The 23744-nt window shown below is 70.8% G+C and carries 19 protein-coding genes and 1 tRNA gene; 14 read left to right on the top strand and 6 right to left on the bottom strand.

What is annotated here, in order from left to right; genetic code table 11:
- Positions 1-428 precede the first annotated feature (428 nt).
- Positions 429-2087: an MFS transporter gene (locus POF73_RS13215; protein ID WP_272114876.1), complete on the top strand. Its 1659-nt coding sequence runs from the start codon at positions 429-431 to the stop codon at positions 2085-2087.
- Here POF73_RS13215 and POF73_RS13210 read toward each other — a convergent pair.
- Entirely contained in the window at positions 2068-3240 is a 1173-nt protein-coding gene (locus tag POF73_RS13210; RefSeq protein ID WP_272114875.1) for an alpha/beta hydrolase family protein, read from the bottom strand. The two genes, POF73_RS13215 and POF73_RS13210, sit on opposite strands and share 20 nt — an antisense overlap.
- 103 nt (positions 3241-3343) lie before the next feature.
- Between POF73_RS13210 and POF73_RS13205 the strand changes: the two genes are divergently transcribed.
- From POF73_RS13205 to POF73_RS13190, 4 genes are all read left to right on the top strand, one after another.
- A complete protein-coding gene (locus POF73_RS13205; RefSeq protein WP_272114873.1) occupies positions 3344-3838 on the top strand; it encodes a GNAT family N-acetyltransferase in 495 nt (164 codons plus the stop codon).
- Between the two features lie 207 nt (positions 3839-4045).
- Positions 4046-4306 (top strand): hypothetical protein, encoded by a 261-nt coding sequence (locus POF73_RS13200; protein WP_272114872.1) that lies wholly within the window; start codon positions 4046-4048, stop codon positions 4304-4306.
- Positions 4307-4531: 225 nt separating this feature from the next.
- Positions 4532-5044, top strand: a complete 513-nt coding sequence (locus POF73_RS13195; protein ID WP_272114871.1) for a DUF485 domain-containing protein — start codon at positions 4532-4534, stop codon at positions 5042-5044.
- Positions 5041-6651 (top strand): sodium/solute symporter, encoded by a 1611-nt coding sequence (locus tag POF73_RS13190; RefSeq protein ID WP_272114870.1) that lies wholly within the window; start codon positions 5041-5043, stop codon positions 6649-6651. Before POF73_RS13195 ends, POF73_RS13190 begins: the two co-directional genes overlap by 4 nt.
- Before the next feature lie 57 nt (positions 6652-6708).
- On the opposite strand, the gene POF73_RS13185 is transcribed toward POF73_RS13190, so the two are convergent.
- The 3 genes from POF73_RS13185 to POF73_RS13175 form a co-directional block, all read right to left on the bottom strand.
- The gene (locus POF73_RS13185) at positions 6709-7707 is read right to left on the bottom strand and encodes a DivIVA domain-containing protein (RefSeq protein WP_272114869.1); all 999 of its coding nucleotides are present in this window, start codon (positions 7705-7707) and stop codon (positions 6709-6711) included.
- 263 nt (positions 7708-7970) lie between these two features.
- On the bottom strand, positions 7971-11054 hold the full coding sequence (locus POF73_RS13180; RefSeq protein ID WP_272114868.1) for an SUKH-4 family immunity protein: 3084 nt from the start codon (positions 11052-11054) through the stop codon (positions 7971-7973).
- An 8-nt stretch (positions 11055-11062) separates the two neighbouring features.
- Positions 11063-12082, bottom strand: a complete 1020-nt coding sequence (locus POF73_RS13175; protein WP_272114867.1) for an SMI1/KNR4 family protein — start codon at positions 12080-12082, stop codon at positions 11063-11065.
- A 308-nt stretch (positions 12083-12390) separates the two neighbouring features.
- Between POF73_RS13175 and POF73_RS13170 the strand changes: the two genes are divergently transcribed.
- A complete protein-coding gene (locus tag POF73_RS13170; protein ID WP_443049507.1) occupies positions 12391-12915 on the top strand; it encodes a YwqJ-related putative deaminase in 525 nt (174 codons plus the stop codon).
- Between the two features lie 86 nt (positions 12916-13001).
- Positions 13002-13496 (top strand): SUKH-3 domain-containing protein, encoded by a 495-nt coding sequence (locus tag POF73_RS13165; protein ID WP_272114865.1) that lies wholly within the window; start codon positions 13002-13004, stop codon positions 13494-13496.
- A 129-nt stretch (positions 13497-13625) separates the two neighbouring features.
- Here the strand turns inward: POF73_RS13165 and POF73_RS13160 are convergent, their stop codons facing one another.
- Entirely contained in the window at positions 13626-14960 is a 1335-nt protein-coding gene (locus POF73_RS13160) for a sensor histidine kinase (RefSeq protein ID WP_272114864.1), read from the bottom strand.
- A gap of 299 nt (positions 14961-15259) precedes the next feature.
- Between POF73_RS13160 and POF73_RS13155 the strand changes: the two genes are divergently transcribed.
- From POF73_RS13155 to POF73_RS13125, 7 genes are all read left to right on the top strand, one after another.
- Positions 15260-15331 (top strand) — tRNA-Gln (locus tag POF73_RS13155).
- A gap of 125 nt (positions 15332-15456) precedes the next feature.
- Positions 15457-16905, top strand: a complete 1449-nt coding sequence (gene glmU, locus POF73_RS13150; RefSeq protein ID WP_272114863.1) for a bifunctional UDP-N-acetylglucosamine diphosphorylase/glucosamine-1-phosphate N-acetyltransferase GlmU — start codon at positions 15457-15459, stop codon at positions 16903-16905.
- A 77-nt stretch (positions 16906-16982) separates the two neighbouring features.
- Positions 16983-17963 carry a ribose-phosphate diphosphokinase gene (locus POF73_RS13145; RefSeq protein ID WP_272114862.1) on the top strand — a complete coding sequence of 327 codons (981 nt, stop codon included), beginning with the start codon at positions 16983-16985 and terminating at the stop codon, positions 17961-17963.
- A 173-nt stretch (positions 17964-18136) separates the two neighbouring features.
- Positions 18137-18733 (top strand): 50S ribosomal protein L25/general stress protein Ctc, encoded by a 597-nt coding sequence (locus POF73_RS13140; RefSeq protein WP_272114861.1) that lies wholly within the window; start codon positions 18137-18139, stop codon positions 18731-18733.
- A gap of 192 nt (positions 18734-18925) precedes the next feature.
- Entirely contained in the window at positions 18926-19528 is a 603-nt protein-coding gene (gene pth, locus POF73_RS13135) for an aminoacyl-tRNA hydrolase (RefSeq protein ID WP_272114860.1), read from the top strand.
- Between the two features lie 64 nt (positions 19529-19592).
- Positions 19593-20081, top strand: a complete 489-nt coding sequence (locus POF73_RS13130; protein WP_272114859.1) for a hypothetical protein — start codon at positions 19593-19595, stop codon at positions 20079-20081.
- Positions 20082-20229: 148 nt separating this feature from the next.
- Positions 20230-20904: an LPXTG cell wall anchor domain-containing protein gene (locus tag POF73_RS13125; protein ID WP_272114858.1), complete on the top strand. Its 675-nt coding sequence runs from the start codon at positions 20230-20232 to the stop codon at positions 20902-20904.
- A gap of 89 nt (positions 20905-20993) precedes the next feature.
- Here the strand turns inward: POF73_RS13125 and ppc are convergent, their stop codons facing one another.
- Positions 20994-23735: a phosphoenolpyruvate carboxylase gene (gene ppc / locus POF73_RS13120; RefSeq protein ID WP_272114857.1), complete on the bottom strand. Its 2742-nt coding sequence runs from the start codon at positions 23733-23735 to the stop codon at positions 20994-20996.
- Positions 23736-23744: the final 9 nt, after the last annotated feature.

The raw sequence follows: 23744 nt of genomic DNA, 5'->3' as shown, positions 1-23744 counted from the left end.
AACAGGTGGATCCGTCGTGCAGCGGGTGAACCACGAGAACTGATACGACGGTCAGTCTCGCGGCGGGAACGGGTCCGGCGCGCTGGTGCTCAGCCCCGTCTTGTGCTGGGGAAAACCCCACCCCCGTGGGTTCGGTCAGCCGCCCCCCAGCGGCGTACAGCCAGGCTATGGACGAGCCGGGTCATGTCTCATCCTCCGCCGGTACGAAGCCGCCCCGAGCCCTAGTACGGAGGTACCCCTAGGGGCTGTCCTCCCACCGGTGGAGGACTTCTAGGGGTTGTCTCCCCCGTCGGACGCATCCAGGCTCCACCCTCCCGCGACGTGAGGGTCAAGTGGGAAGCTGTTCGCGGCAGATAGATGCACGGGGAAACCAATACGGGAAATCAACACGGAAACCCGACACGGGAAACCGAAGGGGAAGGAACCCGGTGGGCAGTACGACACCCGCGATACGCGACACCGCACAGCGCACCGGATCAGAGAAGCGAGCAGCCGTTGTCGCGGCCCTGATGCTCGCGATGGCGCTGGCGGCACTCGACTCCACCATCGTCTCCACGGCCGTACCGCAGATCGTCGGTGACCTGGGCGGCTTCTCCGTCTTCTCCTGGCTCTTCTCCGGCTACCTGCTGGCCGTGACCGTGACCCTCCCCGTCTACGGCAAGCTCTCCGACACCTTCGGCCGCAAGCCGGTGCTGATCGCGGGTGCGGCGCTGTTCCTGCTGGGCTCGCTGCTGTGCGCGGTGGCCTGGAACATGGCGGCGCTGATCGCGTTCCGGATCGTTCAGGGGCTGGGCGGCGGTGCTCTTCAGGGCACCGTCCAGACCCTGGCCGCCGATCTGTACCCGCTCAAGGAACGCCCGAAGATCCAGGCCAAGTTGTCCACGGTGTGGGCGGTGTCGGCGGTCGCCGGCCCGGGGCTGGGCGGGATCCTGGCGGCGTACGCCGACTGGCGCTGGATCTTCCTCATCAACCTGCCGATCGGGGCGGTGGCGTTGTGGCTGATCGTGCGTCATCTGCACGAGCCGCGACGGGCCACGGGCGCGGACAGGAACGTGGACCGGGACTCGGCGGGCAGGGAAGCCGACAGGGCCCCGGACACCGCGGACACCTCAGATACGACGGGTACGCGTGCGCGTGTCGACTGGGCGGGCGCGCTGGCGGTGTTCGCCTGCGGGGGCGTGCTGCTGACGGCGCTGGTGCAGGGCGGGGTGGCGTGGCCGTGGCTGTCGGGGCAGTCGATCGCCCTGTTCGGTACGGGACTTGCGCTCGCGGCGGTCGTGGTGGTCGTGGAGCGCCGGGCGGCCGACCCCATCATCCCCGGCTGGGTGTGGCGCCGCCGGACGATCGCGGCGGTGAACCTGGCGCTGGGCGCACTGGGTCTGCTGATGGTGGCGCCCACGGTCTTCCTCCCCACGTACGCCCAGTCGGTGCTCGGCCTGGCCCCGGTGGCGGCCGGATTCGTGCTGTCCGTCTGGACGTTGAGCTGGCCGGTGTCGGCCGCGCTCAGTCAGCACGTGTACCGAAGGATCGGGTTCCGGAACACCGCGATGCTGGGCGTCGGGTCGGCGTCGCTGATCCTGCTGGCGTTTCCCCTTCTGCCGTATCCCGGGGCGGCCTGGCAGCCGACGCTGCTGATGCTGTTGCTGGGGGCGGCGCTGGGGCTGTTCCAACTGCCGCTGATCGTGGGCGTGCAGTCGACGGTGGGCTGGTCGGAGCGGGGGACGACGACGGCGTCGGTGCTGTTCTGCCGTCAGACGGGGCAGACCGTGGGCGCGGCCGTCTTCGGCGCGGTGGCGAACGGCGTGCTGGCGGCGCGGCTCGGCGGCGCGAGCGACCTGGACTCGGTGACGCGGGCACTGGATTCCGGCGGTACGGCACCGGAGGCCACGCGGCGTGCCATCGCCGACGCGGTGCACGCCGTGTATCTGGGCGCGTCGTGCGCGGCGGCGCTGGCCTTCCTGGTGCTGTTGCTGCTGGCGCCGAGGCGGTTCCCGGTGCTCAGGGAGGACGTCGAAGAGGACGTCAAAGCAGACGGGCCTCGGAAAGAGGGGCTTCGGGAAGACGTCCTCAGGGAAGACGAACGCTGACCTCGGGGTTGGCCGGCGACGGCCCGTCGAGCAGGGGCTGCGGGACGCCCTTGAGGTGCAGGTCGAAGAACGCGGCGACGTACGCGCGCGTGAGGGCCTGCGAACGCAGGTAGGGCAGTGGGGCGGTGTCCGGGATGCCGACCAGGTCCGCGAGAAGCGGTACGTCGGTGAAGGAGCCGTGGTCGGCTCCGACGAAGGTCAGCCAGCGCTTCCAGCCGTCCAGTTGCGCCCAGGCCTGGTTCCAGTCGTCGTCGAGGGTCCTCTCCTGCTGCCCGACCATCAAGAAGGGGCGTCCGTCGAGGCCGGAGGCGGGGTTCTCGGTCTGGAAGCCGCCGTCCATGTTCACCCCGGCTCGCACCCGCGGGTCGGCCGCCATCGTCGTGGCCGCGGAGGCGCCGCCGATGGAATGACCGGCCATACCGATGCGCTCGGTGTCGATCACGCGTGCGTAGCGCCAGGCCGGATGACGGCCAGTCAGCTTGTCCACCACGAAGGAGACGTCCTTGGCACGGCTCTCGACGACGGCCTGGCCGACCTCGGGGAACTCGTCGCAGATGGCGCACGGCAGCGTGTGCCCGTCGGGCAGGGTCGTACCGGCGTTCTCGTACGGATGGTCGACCAGCGCGACCACATACCCCCGGCTGGCCAGATCCTCGGCGAGACCGCTGAGGGTGGCACGCGGGAGCGTGAACCCGGGCGAGAGCACGACGAGCGGGAACCTGCCGTGGGCGGGGCGGGCATCACTGTGCGCCCAGGTACGGACACCGGAGATTGTCTCGGGCGGGACGGTGGCGTCCGGCACCCTCAACTTCAGCAGGTGCCGGGCCTCTTCGAGGGTCATGTAAGGAGCAGTCCGCCCGCCTGTGCCCGGGCGGGCGGGGTAGTACATGGACACCATCAGCTGACGGGCACCGGCGGAGGGCACCCAGGGGTCCGGCCGGCCGGAGTCGACGAGGTGGAGGGTGGTGCGGCCCACGGCGTGCGGGCCGGTGGGGCGGGGCAGTTGGGCCGATACGGCGGCGGAGGGAGCGGGGGAAGAGGAGGCCGGTGTGGCATAGGCGGTGCCCGCGCCGACTGCCGGGAGGGTCAGAGCCGGTCCGAGCGCGAGGACCGCCGCGGACGCCGCGACCGCTAAGAGGCGTGATCTGTTCATGCCGTGGACAGTAGGCCGAGGGCCGCTGGCGTGGCGTCATCCTGGGGTCGCCTCCCCGGAAACGCCCGTGCGACCCCGGTCGTACGGACATACCCTGACCGCCATGCCGACCCTGGAGCGCCTACGCGCCGACCACGCGGACGCCCTGCTGGCCTTCGAGCGGGAGAACCGCGAGTACTTCACCCGCTCCATCCCGGATCGCGGGGACGCCTACTTCACCCCTGCCGGGTTCGCCGCCCGGCACGAGGCGTTGCTGGCCGAACAGGACGCCGGGATCTGCCACTTCCATGTCGTACTGGACGGCGACGGCAGCCTGGTCGGGCGGGTCAACCTGATGGATGTGGCCTACGCATCCGCCGAGTTGGGGTACCGGATCGGCGAACAAGCGGCGGGCAAGGGCGTCGCCACGGCGGCGGTCGCCGAGGTGTGCCGGGTGGCCGCTACGGCGTATGGGCTGACGTCCCTGGTCGCGGTCACCACCTTGGACAACCTCGCCTCCCGGACGGTCCTGGAGCGCAACGCCTTCACCGCCGTGGAGGACACCACCGTCGGCGGACGACCCGGGATCCGCTATCTCCGCTCGCCTCTCGGGCACTGACCGGGCGGGAAGCGGTCCGCAAGGCCGAAGGAGGCCGCGAGGCCGAAGAGGCCCACGAGGCCGAAGAGGCCCACGAGGCCGAAGAGGCCCACGAGGCCGAAGAGGCCCACGAGGCCGAAGGGGCCCGCAAGCCGAAGGAACGCGCGAGGTCGAAGGGGCCTCGAAGCAAACGACGCCTTCCCTCTCCGCCTCGGCCGCCGTACGCGCATGACCGTCGACGTCTACAACTTCGGTGACTCGGGGCGGTATGTGACCGTCGCGGCGGAGGCGATGGGGGCGGGGTGGTCCGTGCTGCCGGTGGCGGGCACGCGGGTGTGGGTGCCGGTCGGAGGGCGGGTCGGCGTGGAGTTCGTGGTCGTGGCGGGGCGGACGGTGCGCCGGCGGACGGACCGGCGGCTGGCGTTCGGGGGGAGGCTGGACTGTGGGGGCGAAGTGCCCGGGAGTGTGGCGCTGGTTCACCTCAAGTAGTGCCGCTGTCGCCTCTCGTAGCGCAACAGCCGGTTCATAAGTCCGAGTTAACCGGGGTAACCCTCCAGGTCAAGCAGCGTATGCCGTAGTAAGCGCATACCGACCGATCAGTTTGGTGAAACCCTCGCGCGCTCCCGGTACTCCCAAGTAACGTGCGTGGCTCGCCCGCCCCCCACCTCCCTGCGGTCCGCCGCACCGGACCCGAACCGCGCAAGGAGAACCGGGATGTCCTCCCCGTACGACCCCTACGACCCGCGCAACCCGTACCGCCCGCAGGACCAGTACTCGTCGACCCCCACACCGTCGCACCCCTCACGGCCCCAGACGTCCTCGGCATCCGCCACGTACCCCTGGCGACCCCCCATACCGCCGGAACCACCCGCGCCCCCACGCCACCGAACCCCGGACCACCCGCCCCTCGGGCACCACAGCGATCTGCGGATCCTGCGTACCGCCTACCGGTGGCAGCGACGCGTGGCCACGCTCACCGCGCTCGGGTACTTCACCCTGTTCCTGATCCTGTCCGCCTTCGCGCCCGGGTTCATGACGAGCACGCTCGCCGACGGGCTGCCTGCCGGACTGCTGCTCGCGCTGCTCCAACTGCCGGTCACCTGCCTGGCGATATGGCTGTACGAGTACACGGCCGGCCGCTACGTCGACCCCCTCGCGGACCGCATCCGCAAGGAGGCAGAGGTGGACGCCAAGCGTGAGGCCGGGAAGAGGGGGACGGGGCGATGACTGACTTCAGTGGAAACGCCCAGTCGATGTCGCTGGTCGCGTTCAGCGCGGTGGCCACGATCACACTGCTGCTGTGTGTGATGACGGGCCCGGACCGGGACGACCTGGACGAGTTCTACACGGGCTACAGCTCGCTGTCCCCCATGCGCAACGGCCTGGCGATCGCGGGCGACTACATCAGCGCGGCGACCGTGCTGGGCACGACCGGAGTGGTCGCACTGTGCGGCTACGACGGCATCGTGCTGGCGCTGAGCACAGTTCTGTCGCTGATGCTGCTGATGTTCCTGCTGGCCGAACCCCTGCGTAACGCGGGCCGGTTCACGATGGGCGACGCGCTGGCGCGCCGTATGCCGGGGCGGGGTGTGCGCGTCGCGGCGTGCACGGTGACGCTGGCCGCGCTGGTGCCGCTGATGCTGGTGCAGTTGGCGGGGACCGGGCAATTGCTGGCGTTCATCCTGGGGTTCTCCAGCGACGCCCTCAAGACGGGCTGCGTCATCGGGCTGGGCGTGCTGATGATCAGCTACGCGGCGATCGGCGGGATGAAGGGCACGGCCCTCATCCAAATCCTGAAGATGGTGATGCTGCTCGGGTCGGGCGCCGTGGTCGCCCTGATGATGCTGCGGCGGTTCGACTGGGACCCGGGCGCGTTGTTCGACGCGGCGGCGGAGCAGAGCGGGGTCGGTTCGGCGTTCCTGCAGTCGGGGCTGCAGTTCGCGGGCAGTCCGTATCCCCGGGTCGACATGATCACATCCCAGCTCGCGGTCGTCCTCGGTGGCGCGGTGCTGCCGCACATCACGATGCGCATGTACTCGGCGACCGGGGCGCGTCAGGTGCGCAGGTCCATGTCGTGGGCGGTGTCGAGCGTGGCGCTGTTCGTGCTGGTGATCACGGTGGTCGGCTTCGGCGCGACCGCGCTGATCGGGCGGGAGGTGATCGCCGCGGCGGACTCGCAGGGCAACACGGCGTATCTGCTGGGGTCGCGGGCCGCGTTCGGCGCGGACATCTCGACCGCGGAGAGCCTCCTGTTCACGGCGGTCACGACGGCGATCTTCCTGACCGTACTGGCCTCGGTCGCGGGCATGATCCTCGCCTGCGCGAACTCCCTCGCCCATGATCTGTTCGCCGCGCGGGTACGGGAGCTGTCCGGACACCGTGAGATGGCGCTGGCACGGCTGTCGGCGCTGGCGGTCGGCGTCCCGGCGATCCTGCTGGCGACGATGGTCCAGCACCGCAGCCTGCAGCCACTGGTGACCCTGTCCTTTACGCTGGGCGCCTCCGCCATCGCCCCGGCTCTCATCTACAGCCTCTTCTGGCGCCGGTACACCCGGACCGGGCTGCTGTGGACGCTGATCGGCGGCTCGGCGGTGGTGCTCGTGCTGATGCCGGGGACCAACCTGGTGTCCGGCTCACCGGTCTCGGCCTTCCCCGACGCCGACTTCAACTGGTTCCCGTTCACGACACCCGGGCTGGTGTCGGTGCCGGCCGGGTTCCTGCTCGGCTGGCTGGGGACGATCGTGTCGGGCCGGGGGAAGGCGGACGAGCAACGGCGGCAGTACGAGTCCGTGGAGGGGTGGATTCTGGCGGGGGCGGTGCGCAGGGGGAACTGAGAGGCGGGGCGACCGGGCGCAAGGAGGCCCGGGGCCGGGGTGAGTGGCCCGGTCGGGTCACTCACCCTTCGTGGCCTGCATCTCGGTGTCGGTCTCGGTGTCGGTCTCGGTGTCGGTCTCGGGGGCGCTGTCGGCGTCGCCACCGCTCTCCAGCTCGGCTGCCAGCTCGCCCTCAAGGGCCACCTGGCGCGTCAGCAGGGTCAGGCTGTTGCGCATCTGGTCCATGTGCGTGCGGACCTCGTCCCACTTCTCCCCGTGCTCGCGCAGCACCTGCTCCGTCTCGCGGTCGATCTCGACCGCCCGCCGCCGGGCCACCTCGACCAGCTCCGTCGCGTGCGTCTGCGCCTCCGCCTGCAACCGCTTCGCCGAGGCCTCCGCCTCCACTAGCACCTGTTTCGCCTCCGCCAGCGAGGCCTCGGCGCGCGCGACGCCCTCCGCCTCCGACACGTTCAGCGCGGCCAACCGTGCCTCGGCCTCCCGCTCCACCTCGGCCCACCGCTCGGCCTGTTCCTTGGCCTGCCCGGTGAGCAGCCCGTCGGTGCGGTGCCGTACCTGGCGCAACGGGCCGAGCACCTCCCCGCGCCGCTCCTTCAGGGCACGCTTGGCGGTGATCCGGATCTCGCCCGCCTCGCCGCGTGCCGCGAGCAACCGCTGCCGGGCCCATTCGTCGGCCGAGGCACTCAGGGTGTCGGCGTAGGCCTGGGCCGCGTCCCGCACCTCGTCCGCGTACGACTGGGCCTCCTCGACCGTGTGCCGCGCATCCTCCCGCGCCGCCTCCCGCACGGCCTCGGCCTCCTCCTGCACCAACGCGAAGAGCTGCCGCGCCCGATCCCCCAGCGTCTCGTACGTCTGCGGCGTCAGCTCCGCCACCGTCTCCCGCAGCTCCGCCGCCTGCGCCTCCATCTCCTTGGCGAGCACGGTGAGCCGGGCGGCCCGCTCCCAGGCGGCGTCGCGGTCGTGGAACAGGGCGTCGACGAAGGCGTCGACCTGTTCGGGACGGTAGCCGCGTCCTCGTACGACCACGAAGTCGTAGACCGAGACCGGTGCGCCGCTCATCCTGGAGCCCCTCTCCGCGGTACGGATGTGAAAATGATGATTTAGCGCACATCTTGATGTATCGGGCGGAACCGTTCATAACGCGACACTCCGCGCATGGGACACGGGCGGAGGCATTGAAGCCCCGAGAAAAAGCGCGTACGGGCGCATACGAAAGGGCCGGCCTCGGTCGCACAACCGAGAGCCGGCCCTTTCACCCCCGCACGCCGCTGTCAGCGGCAGCCGGGTGATGTCACATCACGACAAGCAGCTGGGCCGCGGGGTCACAGCAGCCCGTCCCACATCTGCTCCAGCAGCACCGACCACCAGCTCTCGGGCGAACCGAGCGCCGCCGGGTCGAGGGCGGCGAGCTGAGCCTGGAAGTCGACGGTCCAGCGGCCCGCCTGCTCCTGGTTCAGACCGAAGCGCAGCCGCCACATCCGGCCGAGCAGCGCCAGGCTGCGCTGGAACTCGGGCAGACCGGTGTTCACGAACTGCGGCGGTACGGGAGCACCGCCCGGGCCCGCCTCCACCGGCACGGCGACGATGTTCGCCGTGCCGTACTGCACGCACAGGGCCCTGCCGAAGTCGCTGCCCATGACGAGGTACGAGCCCGCGTCCGACGCCGGCTGCACCCCGCGCTCCTGTGCCAGCTCCGCCAGCGTCGGAACGGGCCGCCCCGGCTGGGCCTGCGCCCAGAAGAACGGACCCAGGTCCATCGGCAGACCGCCGACGACCAGGCTGTGTGCCACGACGGGCGGCACGCCCTGCCGCGACACGGCCGCCTGCTCGAACCGGAAGATGCCGGGTCCGAACGCCCCCGCCAGCTCCTGCGCGACGCCCTCCGGCGGAATCGGCGGCGCCGCCTGCACCTGCGGAAGCGGGGCACGCACGGGTGCCGGGCGGGCGGGCCCGTCGGCCACCTGGTGCAACTCGCCCTGGTGAGCGATCAGTTGCTGCATGCCCTGCTGGCGGCTCGCGTGATCCGTGCCGTACGGCGCGATGGAGGTGATCCTCGCCTGCGGCCACTGCTCCCGGATCATCCGCGCACAGTACGCACCCGGCAGCTCGCACGACTCCAACTCCGTGTGCAGCTCCAGCACCTGGTCCGGCGGCACGTTCATGCCCCGCAGCTCGTGGAAGATCTGCCACTCCGGGTGCGGCGTCCCCGGCGCGGAACGCCGGATCAGCTGCTGCTCCGAGCCGTCCTGGGCGCGGTAGCGCAGGACGGCCTGGTAGCCGGGGCCGACGGTGGGCTGGGCCGGGGCCTGCTGGGGGTAGCCGTAGGCCGGGGGCTGACCGGATCCGGCTTGCCCCGGACCGGACTGCCCCGGTTGCCCCGGACCGGGCCGGCCGGGAGCCGGCGGTACGGCACCGGGCGGCATCGGGGGCTGCGGGGAGCCCGGGGACATGCCGGGGGCGCCGGGCATGCCGGGAGCGGCAGGGGCGCCAGGAGCGGCAGATGCGCCGGGGGCGCCTGGGACGCCGGGAGCCGCAGGTCCGCCGGGGGCATTGGGCATGCCGGGCGCGCCAGGCCCACCCACAACGCCGGGCGCGCCAGGGGCACCGGGACCACCCGGCGCCGGTGGCGGCGGAGGCACGCCGGGGCCGCCCACCGGGGGCGCGGCCAGCACCGTCTCCGCGTGGTGAACGCCGCCCTGAGCACCGGGTCCACCGGGCGTGCCGGGAGGCTGCGGAGCACCAGGAGCACCAGGAGCGCCGGGCGCACCCGGAGCACCCGGGGGGCCAGGAGGCTGCGGAACGCCCGGCATGCCGGGTGCACCCGGAGGGCCGGGCGGGTTGGGGACGCCAGGCGGGTTCGGCGCACCCGGAGCACCGGGCATGCCAGGGGCGCCCGGAGGCGGCGGAGGGCCGCCCATCTGGTTCGGGTCGGCGAACACGGTGGCGGCATGGTGCACACCGGGCGAGTTCGGCACACCGGGCGGGTTCGGCGCACCCGGCGCTCCAGGGGCACCAGGAGGACCGGGCGGCTGCGGCGCCCCCGGACCGGCGGCACCCTCAGGTCCATCGGGCCCCAGCGCCGACACGAGCTGAGTCGGAACGTACCCACCCGCAGGCGCACCCGGCGCACCCGGAGTCCCCGGAGCGGCAGGCGCACCCGGAGTCCCCGGAGCGGCAGGCGCACCCGGAGCAGCGGGTGTGCCCGGAGCAGACGGCGGAGGAGGAGGCGTACCCCCCGCCCGCGCCCCCGGCACCCCCGGAGCACCCGGCGGCGGAGGAGGCGTAGCCCCGCCCCGCGCGCGTGGAGGAGGCGCCGCCTTGCTCGTCGCGGCATCGGCGATGTCCCCGGCGTCCGGCGCGAGCGACCGCCCCGGCGTACCGGGAGCCCCCGGAGTCCCCGGAGCCTGCGGCACCCCCGCCCCATCGGCAGGCCCGCTCTGCGGGCCGGCAGGCCCGCCCTGCGGGTAACCGTAGGACGGCGCACCCGGCCCAGCCGGAGGCGGCGGCGTAGCACCCGGCGCGGGCGCCCCCGACGGCGTACCCGGCCCACCCGCACCCTGCGGATAGCCATAAGCCGACCCACCCGGCACCGACGGAGGGGGCGGCATCGCACCCGGCGGGTTCGGCTCGTCGAGTGCCGGCTCGACCGCCGTCCGCGGAAGCCGGCTGCCGCCCGACATCAGCGCGGTCTGCGCATCCGGCGGCGTCATGTCGTCCTCGCTCAGCGGCGGCGCGAACACCGTCTCCGGCAACGGGACGGAACGGTCCTCGCCGATATCGACACTGGTGTCGGTCCCGGCCCACGGAGTCGCCCCATCAGGCACACCCGGTGCCACAGGCGCACTCGGCGCTGCAGGCACACCACCGGCCATACCGCCGGAGGCACCCGCACCCGTACCCGCACCACTGTCAGACGTGTCAGAACGGTCAGCCCCAGCCCGCAAATCCCCGGACCGCGAGCCACTCCCGTTCCTGACCCCGTCGTCAGCACCGGCACCGGCACCCGAGTCACTCCCATCCCGCTGATCCGGGATCCCCAACTTGTCCGCCGCCTCCTGCAACCACTCCGGCGGCGTCAGCAGGAACGACGTCTGGTTCAGGTCCACCCGGGCCGGAGCGGCCGGTGCCGGTTCCGCCGCCGCGCCTGCACGGCCGTACTCCTCCTCGTACCGGCGAATCACCTCACCCACCGGCAGCGACGGCCAGAGCGTGGCCTCCCCGCTGTCCCGGGCGATCACCAGCCGCTGGTCACCCCCGTCCGAACGCGGCCCGTCCGAACGGTCCTCGGCCCACACCACGAACCCGAGCTCGAACTCCCGTACCCGCACCTCACGATGCTGGTACGACGGCACTTCCCCGTTGATCCACTCTTCCGCGCGCTCCTGCGCCTGTGCGAACGTCACCATCGCGAAGCTCACTCCCCCACCGAAGCCACCGGCACCGCACGCGCGAACCCGCCGTCCACCATCAGATTCGCCACCGTCTCCAACTCCGGCGGAGAACCCGCCAGCCGGGACAGAAACGCGTCGAAGTCCTCACCGCACGGCAGCAGCAACCGCTCCACCCGCTCGGCCGCCGGCCAGGCCGGATCCACGTCCCGTGCATCGTCGTACGCGCAGAACCACACCGAACCGATCCGGTCGCCCTTCACCTTCACGGCCAGCAACCCGCCCTGCACGAACCCGACGCCCAGGAAGTCCTTGGTCAGATGGTCCCGCAGGCACTTGTTGACGTAGACCAGGTCATTTATCGCCGCCTCGTCCCGCACCGTGAACAGCGGCTGGTCGACCAGCAGGCCCAGCTCCGGATCCAGTGCCGTCCCCACCGGGGCACACCCGCCGGCCGCCTTCAGAAACGACCGATACGCACCCGGCAGCCGGTACCCGAGGTCCTCCTCGACCCCCAGCACCTGCGACTCCGTCACCGCCACACCCGACTTCGGCAACCGGAAGTGCGCGGGCCGCGTGTCCTGCAACGGCCGCGTCCCGCGCTTGTTCTGGTCCACCACCGACGTCGCGATCCCGCCGTGGTGCCGCAGCAGCGCCTTCACCTCGACCGGAACGAGCTCCAGCCGCCGCGAACCCACCGCGTGATGCCACGTCCAGCCGTGCGGTGTCGCCACCGCCGGCACCGTGTCCCACAGGTCGTGCCCCGACGCGGCCAGCGCCGCGTTCGCCGAGACGTAGTCCGTCAGCCGCAACTCGTCGACGCCGAAGCCCTCCGGCGGCTCCGCGATCTCCGCCGCCGCACGCGCGTACGGCGAGAAATCGGGGTAACCACGCTCGTCGACGTGTACTCCTCTCGGGTGACGGGACGCACGTACCGGATCCGGGAAATGCACGACCTGCCCGGCGTAGGCCGCGTTCGGCGGCACGGCTTGTCCCGCGGCCTGGCGGCCGGGAGGTGCCCCCAGCCCGAGCCGACCTGTCGTCATGACGGTTGCCCCCTGCGGCGTTCTGATACGGCCCGCCATGACCACACACGGTCACAACGCCCCGTATCCACTGTCTCGTCTGCGTCCACACGTCACCGCATGGAAAGCGGTGCCGACAGCCTATGCGGTACGACGACACGGGTCACCGGCGCCGGTCATGCCCCCCTCCGCTTCCGTGACCAGCCGTCACCCCGCCGTGACAGCCCGCCCAAACCCGGGCGTGTCGCGCCGCCCCAGCTTCCGCACCCGCCACGGCATTTGGCACTCTGTGACCTCCGAGAGCATGCCCGGGGGATGCTCGGGAGGGGATGACGATCATGAACACCACGCAGACCGGCACCGACGCCGCGAGGTCCGGCGACCCCCGAATCGGCTGGAGCGCCACCGAGACACCCCACGCGCCCGCCCTCCGCCACCGCCGTGACGGCATACTCCCCACCGTCGCCGCCGCCCTCTCGGTCCGCGGCGCCACCCTCACCGGCACCGCCGCCCGCGGCGACCAGCCGCCGGAACTGCACCACCTCGTCCAGGACTTCCTCGACACCCTCACCAGCGGCGAACGCGACCGCTTCACCGGCCGCTGCGCCGAGACCATCCTCATCTCACGCCACATCGCCACGGCCGACGCCACCCGCAGCAAACGTGCCGCCCGCAAACCCATGACCAACGGCGAAGCCCGCAAAGCCCTCAAACAGGCCAAGCTCACCGCCCGCCGCATCCGTGAGGACGGCGACCCTCTCCACGGCAGCTTCGCCGCACCCTGCCGCGCCTGCACCGCCCTCAGCGCCCACTTCGGCGTCCGTATCGTCGACCCGACACCGGCGGACGGCTGACCTCCCCCACCCACCCGCACCACCGCACTCCGCCGGGCGGCCCACCGCTGCCGCACACCCCGGCCCACTCGACGATCGAAGGGCAGATGCACACCGACCGCACCTCCTCGACGCGCTTCCCCGTCCCCGTCGACGCCGCCCTGCGTGCCGCCGGCTGGCAACCGGGACGCTGGGACATCAAGCAGGCCGAATTCTGGGCCGACGCCCTGCGTGAGCACGCCTCGCCCGCCGGCCACCGCCACGCCGTCTTCCCCGCCGCCGTCGAGGCCTGGGCCGAATTCGGGGGCCTGCGCATCAGCCCCACCGGACCCGGCCGCCAGGTCGCCCCCGCGACCGTCCACTTCGACCCTCTGCACGGCCTCCACATGGCCCGCACCCTCGGCGACCTCGGCCGCGCCCTCGACACCGAGGTCTGCCCCCTCGGCGCCGAGACCGACACCCAGGCCCTCCTCGCCATCGACACCGAAGGCCGCGTCTACACGCTCGACCACACCGGCGACTGGTACCTCGGCCCGGACATCGACCAAGCCCTCGCCGGCCTGGTCGCGGGGATAGAGCCGGTACGCCTCACAGCGGGCTGACTCCCCGGAACGGCACCAAGGGGGGCATCTCCCGTCGGACAGCCACGGGCCGGGGGACACGCGTAGCCGGTGGGACACAGCCCCTGGGACAAACGCAGCCCGCGGGACAGACACGGCCGGCATCCGCGGCTAGGCCGCCGGAATCACCGCCGACACCCGAAAGCCCCCCGCATCCGTCGGCCCGGACACGAACACCCCGCCGAGCGCCACGACGCGCTCCTTCATCCCCACCAGGCCGTTGCCGCCCGACGGCAGCCGTGCCGACGACTCCGACGACACCTCGGGCGGCGGTTCGTTCTCCACCTGCATGGCGATCTCCGACATCCGGTGCGCCAGCCGCACATGCGTCTTCGCCCCCGCCGCATGCTTGTGGACGTTCGTCAGCGCCTCCTGCACCACCCGGAACGCCGTCTGCTCGACCTCCCGCGCATAGGACCGCGACTCCCCCTCCACGGACAGATCCACCACCATCCCCGCGGCGGCCGACTGCCCGATCAGCTCGTCCAACTCGGACAGACAGGGCCCCTCACCGGTCACGTCGTCCTGGGCACCCCATCCCCGGTCGGCCGCGGCGGCGGCAGCCGCCCCCACAGCGGCAAGCGGTACGACGGCCCCGTGGGCCCGGTCCGCCCGCGCACCCCCGCTCCGCAGCACCCCGAGCATCTCCCGCAACTCGGTCAGCGCCTGCCGCCCCATGTCCCCCACCAGCGCGGCGTTCTTCACCGCCTTCTCGGGGTCCTTGCGGGCCACGGCCTGCAGCGCGGCGGCGTGCACGACCATCAGACTCACCCGATGCGCGACGACGTCATGCATCTCCCGCGCGATCCGGGTCCGCTCCTCGTTGCGCGCCCACTCGGCCCGCTCCTCCGCCCGCTCGGCGAGCAGCTGAAGCTCCCGCTCAAGGCTGTCGGCCCGCTCCCGAAGACTCTCCATCAGCCGGCGCCGGGCCCCCACATACAGCCCGAGCAGCAGCGGCGGCGCGGTCACGCCGAGGGCGGTGGTGATCGACGCGAACGGGATCACCCAGTCCCCGAAGGTCAGACTCCCCCGCGCCATGCCCTGCCGAGCCCAGACGAACGTCACGATCAGTGTGCCGACGAACGACATCCCGGCGAGCGAGCCGATGATCCGCCGGGGCAGTTCGGACGCGGCCAGGGTGTACAGACCGACGATGCCCATCAGGAAGCCCATCTGGGCCGGCATCACCGCGATCGACACCAGTACGACGGCTATCGGCCACCGACGCCGCAGCACCAGCACGGACCCCGCCAGCACCCCGAACACCACGCCCGCGGCCACGGGTATCCCGGCGTCCTTCGCGAAACGAACCCCCTCGACCCCGCACTCCAGCGCGGACACGACGGCCAGACTCACGTCCAGCACCGCACTGCGCAACCTGCCCCACCACCACGGTCCCGCCCCCTCCGGCGGAGCCCCGGCGCGGTCTTCCCCCGTCGTGGTCATGACTCCAGCCTACGGGCGCCCGGCACCGCTTTTCCGGCGAGTTTCGACGACTGGCCTACACCACACTCCGTGACCGAGCGTAAGCGAAACCGCCCGATATCCCTCGAACTGCCGAATCGCACACCGTTCGCCCCCGGACGCCGACTTCGAGGCACCGCGAGAGAGGGCGGCGCGGCGGCGCGGGCGGCGGGGCCGCGGCGAGCGCCGACCTGTACCGTCGCACGGAAGGCGCCCGGTACGGCATAGTGTTGGGTGCCGACTCGGCGACCTGGCCCTACGTCCGGTTCAGTCGAGTTTCATCCCCCGTGGTGTAATTGGCAGCACTGTGGCTTTTGGTGCCATCTGTCCGGGTTCGAGTCCTGGCGGGGGAGCAAGTACTCAAGGTGCGGGTCCCGACTGCCAACAGCTCAGTCGGGACCCGCTCTCATGTCCCCCACAAAACGCCCCGGTATCCTGCGGATGTCACCCCACCCCCTCCACAGCCGAAGGGCATCCCGTGAGCGCCATTCGCCCGGCAGCCGTCGTCGTTCTCGCAGCGGGTGAGGGCACCCGTATGAAGTCGGCCACACCCAAGGTTCTGCACGAGATCTGCGGACGCAGCCTCGTCGGTCATGTGCTCGCCGCCGCGGGCGAGTTGCACCCCGAGAACCTGGTCGTGGTCGTGGGGCATGCGCGGGAGCAGGTCGTCGCGCACCTCGGTGAGATCGACCCCGGCGTACGCACCGCTGTACAGGCCGAGCAGAACGGCACCGGGCACGCCGTACGGATGGCCCTTGAGGAGCTCGGCGGTGGAATCGACGGCACCGTGGTCGTCGTCTGCGGCGACACCCCCCTCCTCACCGGCGAGACCCTCACCCGCCTCGCCGCCACCCACTCCGCCGACGGCAACGCCGTCACCGTGCTGACCGCCGAGGTCCCGGACGCGACCGGTTACGGCCGGATCGTGCGCGACGGTGCGACCGGTGCCGTGACCGAGATCGTCGAGCACAAGGACGCGACGGACGCGCAGCGGGAGATCCGGGAGATCAACTCGGGTGTGTTCGCGTTCGACGGGCAGTTGCTCGCGGACGCGCTGGGCAAGGTCCGCACGGACAACGCCCAGCACGAGGAGTACCTGACCGACGTCCTGGGCATCCTGCGCGAGGCCGGTCACCGCGTCGGCGCGTCCATCGCCGGTGACTACCGCGAGATCGCCGGGATCAACAACCGGGTGCAGCTGGCCGAGGCCCGGCGGATCCTGAACGACCGGCTGCTGACCCGCGCGATGCTCGCCGGTGTCACGGTGGTCGACCCGGCGACGACCTGGGTCGACGTGACGGTCACCTTCGAGCAGGACGCTCTCGTCCAGCCCGGCACCCAGCTCCAGGGCTCCACACACCTCGGTGAGGGCGCGGTGGTCGGCCCGAACTGCCGGCTGAAGGACACGAAGGTCGGCGCCGGGGCGCGGGTCGACAACACCGTGGCCGACAGCGCCGTCGTGGGAGCACAGGCGAGCGTGGGGCCGTACGCCTATCTGCGGCCCGGGACCCGTCTCGGCACGAAGAGCAAGATCGGTACGTACGTCGAGACCAAGAACTCCTCGATCGGTGAGGGGACGAAGGTCCCGCATCTCTCGTACGTCGGTGATGCGACCATCGGTGAGTTCACGAACATCGGTGCCGCGAGTATCTTCGTGAACTACGACGGACAGGACAAACACCACACCACGGTCGGGTCGCACTGTCGTACCGGTGCGGACAACATGCTTGTGGCTCCTGTCACCATCGGGGACGGCGCGTACACCGCCGCCGGGTCCGTGATCACGAAGGACGTACCGCCCGGTTCGCTGGCCGTGGCCCGTGGTCAGCAGCGGAATATCGAGGGTTGGGTCGCTCGTAAGCGTCCGGGCAGTGCTGCCGCGAAGGCGGCCGAGGCGGCGTCTCGGCAGGTCGAGACCGAGGACTGACCGGAAACCGGTGCGTCAAACACGGCGTACCGTGATAAGTGCACACCCAGCTGCGACACCTCTGAGGAGACAGTGCTGTGACCGGGATCAAGACGACCGGCGAGAAGAAGTTGATGTTCTTCTCCGGCCGCGCCCACCCCGAGCTTGCCGAGGAGGTCGCCCAGCAGTTGGGGGTCGGGGTCGTACCCACAAAGGCCTTCGACTTCGCCAACGGTGAGATCTACGTCCGCTACCAGGAGTCGGCGCGCGGCGCGGACTGCTTCGTGATCCAGAGCCACACGGCTCCGATCAACCAGTGGATCATGGAGCAGTTGATCATGATCGACGCGCTGAAGCGTGCGTCGGCGCGCTCCATCACCGTCATCGTGCCGTTCTACGGTTACGCGCGGCAGGACAAGAAGCACCGTGGGCGTGAACCGATTTCGGCGCGTCTGATCGCGGATCTGATGAAGACGGCGGGTGCGGACCGCATTCTGACCGTGGATCTGCACACGGACCAGATCCAGGGCTTCTTCGACGGTCCGGTCGACCACCTCTTCGCTCTTCCGCTGCTCGCGGACTACGTGGGCCGCAAGGTGGACCGGGACAAGCTGACCGTCGTGTCCCCGGACGCGGGACGCGTGCGGGTCGCGGACCGTTGGTGCGACCGGCTGGGTGCGCCGCTGGCGATCGTGCACAAGCGGCGCGACAAGGACGTGGCGAACCAGGTGACCGTCCACGAGGTCGTGGGTGAGGTCAAGGGCCGGGTGTGCGTGCTGGTGGACGACATGATCGACACCGGTGGCACGATCTGCGCGGCGGCCGACGCGCTGTTCGCGCACGGCGCGGAGGACGTCATCGTGACGGCCACGCACGGTGTGCTGTCGGGTCCGGCGGCGGACCGGCTGAAGAACTCCCGGGTGAGCGAGTTCGTGTTCACGAACACGCTGCCGACGCCGGGCGAGCTGAGCCATGACCTGGACAAGCTGACGGTGCTGTCGATCGCGCCGACCATCGCGAGCGCGGTGCGTGAGGTGTTCGAGGACGGTTCGGTGACGAGCCTGTTCGACGAGCAGTAGAGATCCTTTTGGGTACGGCCTCCCCCTCCGAGTAGACTGCTTCAGTTGCTCGGCGAGGGAGGCCGTTCCCGTTTGTTCTGCGGGATTCGGTGATCCGTTATCGACGCGCTCTTCGTAGCAGGCCGTTCGTGGCCGGGTGACCACGTCCGCATCTAGTTCTACGAGGAGTGATCATGTCCGAGGTCAAGATCTCCGCCGAGACCCGCACCGAGTTCGGCAAGGGTGCCGCCCGCCGTATCCGTCGTGACTCGAAGGTCCCCGGTGTCCTGTACGGCCACGGCACGGAGCCGCTGCACCTGACCCTCCCGGGCCACGACCTGCTGCTCGCGCTGCGTACGCCGAACGTCCTGATCTCCCTGGACATCGACGGCAAGTCCAACGAGCTGGCGATCCCGAAGGCCGTCCAGCGTGACGCGATCAAGGGCTTCCTGGAGCACGTCGACCTGCTGCTGGTCAAGCGTGGCGAGAAGGTCACGGTCGAGATCCCGGTGCACACCGAGGGCGAGCTGGCCGCCGGTGGCAACCTGCTGGAGCACGTGCTGAACGCGCTGCCGGTCGAGACCGAGGCCACGCACATCCCCGAGTCGGTCACCGTGTCCGTGGAGGGTCTTGAGGCCGGTGCCTCGATCCTCGCCAAGGACATCACGCTGCCGAAGGGCACCACGCTGGCCGTCGAGGAAGACGCTGTCGTTCTGCAGGTCCTGGCCTCGCAGGCCGAGGAGGCCGCCGAGGGCGAGGCCGCCGTGGGCGAGGAAGTCGCCGAGGCCTGATCCTCGGGTCTGGCAGAGGCGTGATCCTCGGCTCTGTCATCGGTTCGTCAGCCGCTGTTCCCGACGGGAGCAGCGGCTGGCGGCGTATCACCCGGGCATGCCTGGCAATGTTCACTCCGGCCATCCTCGACGAACCGGGGTTTTCTGCCGGGGGTCCGGGGGTTGTCCCCCGGATAAGCACAGCAAGGAGACGTGGACGTGACTACCGACCCGAGTGCCCCCTGGCTGATCGCCGGCCTCGGTAATCCGGGGCCCGAGTACGCCATGAACCGGCACAACGTGGGGTTCATGGTGGCGGATCTGCTGGCCGAGCGGATCGGGGGGAAGTTCAAGCGGGCGGGGAAGGCCCAGGCTCAGGTCGTCGAGGGGCGGATCGGGCCGCCGGGGCCGTTGAACCGGCGGGTGATCCTGGTGAAGCCGATGTCGTTCATGAATCTGTCCGGCGGGCCCCTCAACGCGTTGCGGGACTTCTACAAGGTGCCGGTCGGAAATATCGTCGCCGTTCATGACGAGTTGGACATCGACTACGGCACCTTGCGGCTGAAGCTGGGCGGCGGGGACAACGGGCACAACGGGCTGAAGTCGATGACGAAGGTGATGAGTTCGGAGTATCACCGGGTGCGGTTCGGGATCGGACGGCCTCCGGGCCGTATGCAGGTCGCGGACTTCGTTCTGAAGGACTTCTCCTCCGCCGAGCGCAAGGAGCTGGACTACTTCGTGGACCGTGCGGCGGACGCGGTGGAGTGTCTGGTGATCGAGGGGCTGGAGCGGGCGCAAAGCACGTACAACTCCTGACTTGTCCGCCCGGTCGAACGGGCCGAGTTGACCGGGCGCAGGGGCATGGCCAAGGATCGCGGCCATGCCTTCTGCCGTTGTCTCCAGTCAGGGCGCTGCCGCCGCGCTGCGCTTCGGGCGGGTCGCGACGATGGGCACGGTCGTCGTGCTGATCCTGATCGCGGGCGTGTGGGCCTCGTGGGGCACCGCGCACCATGTGATGCTCACCAAGGGCCGGGAGAGCGGCACGATCGAGGTGACGCGGTGCGGCGGAGACACGTGCAGTGGTCCCTTCACACCGGTCTCGGAGGGTGCGCAGCCGCGCGAGTCGGTCGTCATCGAGGACAACGTGGCGGTGCGCAAGGGGCAGACGTACACGGTCGTGGTCAAGCCGGGCAGTGACGAGGTCGTACGGTCCGGGCCCGCGGGGATTCTGTACGCCTGGGTTCCGCTGGGCGGTGCGCTGTTGCTGGCGTCGGTCGTCGTGGCGGGTGGGCTGCGGCGGACGCGGTTGGCGTGGGTGCTGGCGGGGTCGGGGATGGCGTTGCTCACGGCGGCATTTGTGGTGATCTGACGGGGTCTGGCGGTCTGTCAGGGGGCGCCGTGCCCAGTGGATTTCTGTTCGTTCCCTCTTCGTGATTGACCTGGGGTCAGTCCCGGCTGGAAGCTGAGCCGCCCCCTCCACATCTTCCCGTTCCTTCTCGAAGATGGACTACTGCCTCATGCGTACCCTCCACCGCGTCGGCGCCCTGACCGCCGTCGCCGCGACCGCGCTGCTCTCCGCTCCGGCCGCCGCCCACGCCACCGCTCCCGGTGACAACGGCACCGTGAAGATCCACGACGCCACCACTGGCGAGGAACTGCGCAAGAACGAGCCGCATGTGTGCGAGTTCTACCTGGACGCGTTCGGTTTCGACAGCGTTCAGCAGGTCTCCTGGCACATCGAGGCATGGGCGCCGACCGCCGCCGTGAAGGGCGAGACGGTGAAGTCGGGCGCCATCACGCTGGACGGCGAGGGTCATGGCCGTACGGCGGACATGACGCTGCCCGACGGGCACTACAAGCTGTTCTGGAACTTCGAGGGCGAGAAGGGGTCCGCGAAGCACAAGGTGTTCTGGACGGACTGCGAGGACGAGGAGGAGGGCGGCGGCAGCACGGCCACACCATCCGCCTCGCCTTCCTCCTCCTCGCCGGACGACGAGTCCGAGCCGCAGACGCCGGGCGCCTCGGCGTCCGAGCCGGCCGCCGCCCCGTCGTCGTCCCCGTCCGCGCAGGGCGACGCCGAGGGCGACCTCGCCGAGACCGGCAACGGGGCCCCGGTGGGCCTGCTGTCCGCCGCCGCGGCCGCGCTGGTCGGCGCGGGTGGCTACCTGGTGTTCCGGCGTCGCAGGGCCTGACGGCCGGTAGAGACCAAGGGTGCCCCCGTGCTCGTACGAAGCACGGGGGCACCCTCTTTTTCTGGGCCTTCTGGGCCTTCTGGGCCTGGTCAGCCGGTGTTGCGCAGGCCCGCTGCCACGCCGTTGACGGTGAGGAGCAGGGCGCGGGACAGGAGCGGGTCGGCCTCGGTGCCCGCGGCTACGGCGTCACGCTGGCGCTTGAGCAGGGTGACCTGGAGGTAGGAGATGGGGTCCAGGTAGGCGTCGCGGATGGCGAAGGTCTGCTTCAGGACCGGCGTCGCGTCGAGGAGTTCCTTCTCGCCGGTGACCTTCAGGACCTCGGCGACGGTGAGCTCGTGCTCGGCGCGGATGGTGTCGAAGACGTGCTTGAGCTCGTCCGGCACCAGGGTGTCGACGTAGTGGGCGGCGATCCGCAGGTCGGTCTTGGCGAGCGTCATCTCGACGTTGGAGATGAAGTTCCGGAAGAAGTGCCACTGCTCGTGCATCTCGTCGAGCACGGTGTCCAGACCGGCCTCGCGCAGTGCCTTCAGACCGGAGCCGACGCCGAACCAGCCGGGCACGATCTGCCGCGACTGGGTCCAGCCGAACACCCACGGGATGGCGCGCAGCCCGTCGAGCGAGACACCCGAGCCGGGGCGGCGGGAGGGCCGCGAGCCCAGGTGCAGGTCGGCGAGCTGGTCCACCGGCGTGGACGCGAGGAAGTACGTCGGCAGGTCCGGGTCCTCGACGAGCTTGCGGTACGCGGCGTGGGCCGCGTCGCTGACGACGTCCATGGCCGCGTCCCAGCGGGCGAGGGCCTCGCCGGACTGGCGGGGTGCGGTGTGCAGGGCGGAGGCCTGGAGCGTGGCCGCGACGGTCAGCTCCAGGTTCTCCCTGGCCAGGGAGGGCACGAGGTACTTGTCGGAGATGACCTCGCCCTGCTCGGTGACCTTGATCTCGCCCTCCAGGGTGCCCCAGGGCTGGGCGAGGATCGCGTCGTGCGAGGGGCCGCCGCCACGGCCGACGGTGCCGCCGCGGCCGTGGAAGAGGCGCAGCCGGACGCCGTAGCGGTGGGCGACGTCGCGCAGCCGGCGCTGGGCGCGGTGGATCTCCCACTGGCTGGTGGTGATGCCGCCGAACTTGGAGGAGTCGGAGTAGCCGAGCATGACCTCCTGCACATCGCCCCGCAGTGCCACGAGCCTGCGGTACGACGGGTCGGAGAGCATGTCCTCCAGGATGGTGTCGGCGGCCTTGAGCTCGTCGGTGGTCTCCAGGAGCGGCACGATGCCGATCTTCGCCCAGCCGGCGTGCAGGTCGATCAGGCCGGCCTCGCGGGCCAGCACGGTCGCGGCGAAGACGTCGTCCGCGCCCTGGCACATCGAGATGATGTACGACTCGATGACCTCGGGCCCGAAGACCTCAAGCGCCCGCTTGACGGTCTGGAACACGCCGAGGGTCTTCTCACCGGCCGCGTCCACCGGCGCCGGGGTGGGCGCCAGCGGCCTGCGCGAGCGGAGCTCCTTGGCGAGCAGCTTGGCACGGTAGTCGCGGGGCATGTCGGCGTAGCGCCAGGACTCCTCGCCGAGCCGGTCGAAGAGCTGGCCGAGGGCGTGGTGGTGGGCGTCGGCGTGCTCGCGGACGTCCATGGTGGCGAGCTGGAGGCCGAACGCGGACAGCGTGCGGATGGTGCGGTTCATGCGGCCGTCGGCGAACAGTGCGCCCCGGTGCTCGCGCAGCGAGGTCTGGATCAGCGTCAGGTCGTGCAGCAGCTCGCCGGTGCCGAGGTAGTCCCGCCCGGCCTCGTGCGGGATGTTCCTGGCCAGCCGCGTCTTGGTGTTCTCCAGCTTCTGCCGGATGCAGGTGGCCTTGAGCCGGTAGGGCTCCTCGGCGTTCAGGCGCTTGTAGCGGGGGCTGATCTCGGGGAGGTTCTCCAGGTCGGCCCGGAGGGACTCAAGCAGTTCCTCGGTGGCACCCGTGTAGCGGATGGAGTTCGACAGGAAGCCGCGCAGCTCGTCGATCATCTCCAGGGCGTCGTTGATGCCGTGCTCGTGCTGGAGGATGAGAACGTCCCAGGTCACCTGGGGGGTGACATTGGGGTTGCCGTCGCGGTCGCCGCCGATCCAGGTGCCGAAGGTGAGCGGGCGGGTGGCGTCGGGGAGCTTGTGGCCGACGCGCTCCAGCTCCGCCGTCAGGTCCTCCAGGACGTCACCGACGGCGCCGGCGTGCAGTTCGTCCAGGTAGTAGATGGCGTTGCGGGCCTCGTCGGCGGGCTCGGGGCGGACGACACGGAGTTCGTCGGTCTGCCAGACGAGGTCGATGTTCTCGGCCAGTCGGGTGTCATGGCGGCGGCGGTCGCCTTCGAGGACCGGGGTCTCCAGGAGGGCCGCGATGCGCCGGAGCTTGTTGAGGACCGAACGGCGGGCGGCCTCGGTGGGGTGCGCGGTGAAGACGGGGCGCACGTTGAGGTGCTGGATCGTCTGGCGCAGATGCTCGGGGTCGGCGTCCTTGAGCCGGTCGGCCGTACGGGCGAGGAGGCCGCCCTCGACGGCGCGCTTGGCGCGCAGCTCGCGGCCACGGTGCACCTGCTCGGTGACGTTGGCCAGGTGGAAGTAGGTGGAGAAGGCGCGGACCAGCTTGGCCGCGGTGTCGAGTTCGGTGCCACGCAGCAGTTCGGCGGCGGCTTCGCCGTCCTCCCGGGTGAGGCGGCGGACCTTTTCGACCAGGTCGAGGAGCTCGGGGCCCTCCTGCCGGACGAGGGCCTCACCCAGGAGGTCACCCAGTCGGCGGATGTCGGCTCGCAGCTCGGTGTTGGTGGTCTCCTGGGACTCAGTCTGGTCGTCGGCACTGCTCACAGGTGCGGC

This window comes from Streptomyces sp. HD (assembly GCF_028369295.1).
In the GTDB taxonomy this organism is placed as follows: Bacteria; Actinomycetota; Actinomycetes; order Streptomycetales; family Streptomycetaceae; genus Streptomyces.
The sequence above is the reverse complement of the archived record's forward strand: the minus strand, read 5'-3'. Positions and strand labels throughout refer to the sequence as shown.

Bases quoted from the DNA above. Each gene is read 5' to 3' on its own strand.
- POF73_RS13205 (WP_272114873.1), top strand. From the start codon at position 3,344: ATGCCGACCCTGGAGCGCCTACGCGCCGACCACGCGGACGCCCTGCTG.
- POF73_RS13160 (WP_272114864.1), bottom strand. From the start codon at position 14,960: ATGACCACGACGGGGGAAGACCGCGCCGGGGCTCCGCCGGAGGGGGCG.
- POF73_RS13195 (WP_272114871.1), top strand. From the start codon at position 4,532: ATGTCCTCCCCGTACGACCCCTACGACCCGCGCAACCCGTACCGCCCG.
- POF73_RS13185 (WP_272114869.1), bottom strand. From the start codon at position 7,707: ATGAGCGGCGCACCGGTCTCGGTCTACGACTTCGTGGTCGTACGAGGA.
- POF73_RS13170 (WP_443049507.1), top strand. From the start codon at position 12,391: ATGACGATCATGAACACCACGCAGACCGGCACCGACGCCGCGAGGTCC.
- POF73_RS13200 (WP_272114872.1), top strand. From the start codon at position 4,046: ATGACCGTCGACGTCTACAACTTCGGTGACTCGGGGCGGTATGTGACC.
- POF73_RS13140 (WP_272114861.1), top strand. From the start codon at position 18,137: ATGTCCGAGGTCAAGATCTCCGCCGAGACCCGCACCGAGTTCGGCAAG.
- POF73_RS13125 (WP_272114858.1), top strand. From the start codon at position 20,230: ATGCGTACCCTCCACCGCGTCGGCGCCCTGACCGCCGTCGCCGCGACC.
- POF73_RS13130 (WP_272114859.1), top strand. From the start codon at position 19,593: ATGCCTTCTGCCGTTGTCTCCAGTCAGGGCGCTGCCGCCGCGCTGCGC.
- POF73_RS13165 (WP_272114865.1), top strand. From the start codon at position 13,002: ATGCACACCGACCGCACCTCCTCGACGCGCTTCCCCGTCCCCGTCGAC.
- POF73_RS13190 (WP_272114870.1), top strand. From the start codon at position 5,041: ATGACTGACTTCAGTGGAAACGCCCAGTCGATGTCGCTGGTCGCGTTC.
- POF73_RS13210 (WP_272114875.1), bottom strand. From the start codon at position 3,240: ATGAACAGATCACGCCTCTTAGCGGTCGCGGCGTCCGCGGCGGTCCTC.
- POF73_RS13180 (WP_272114868.1), bottom strand. From the start codon at position 11,054: ATGGTGACGTTCGCACAGGCGCAGGAGCGCGCGGAAGAGTGGATCAAC.
- POF73_RS13175 (WP_272114867.1), bottom strand. From the start codon at position 12,082: ATGACGACAGGTCGGCTCGGGCTGGGGGCACCTCCCGGCCGCCAGGCC.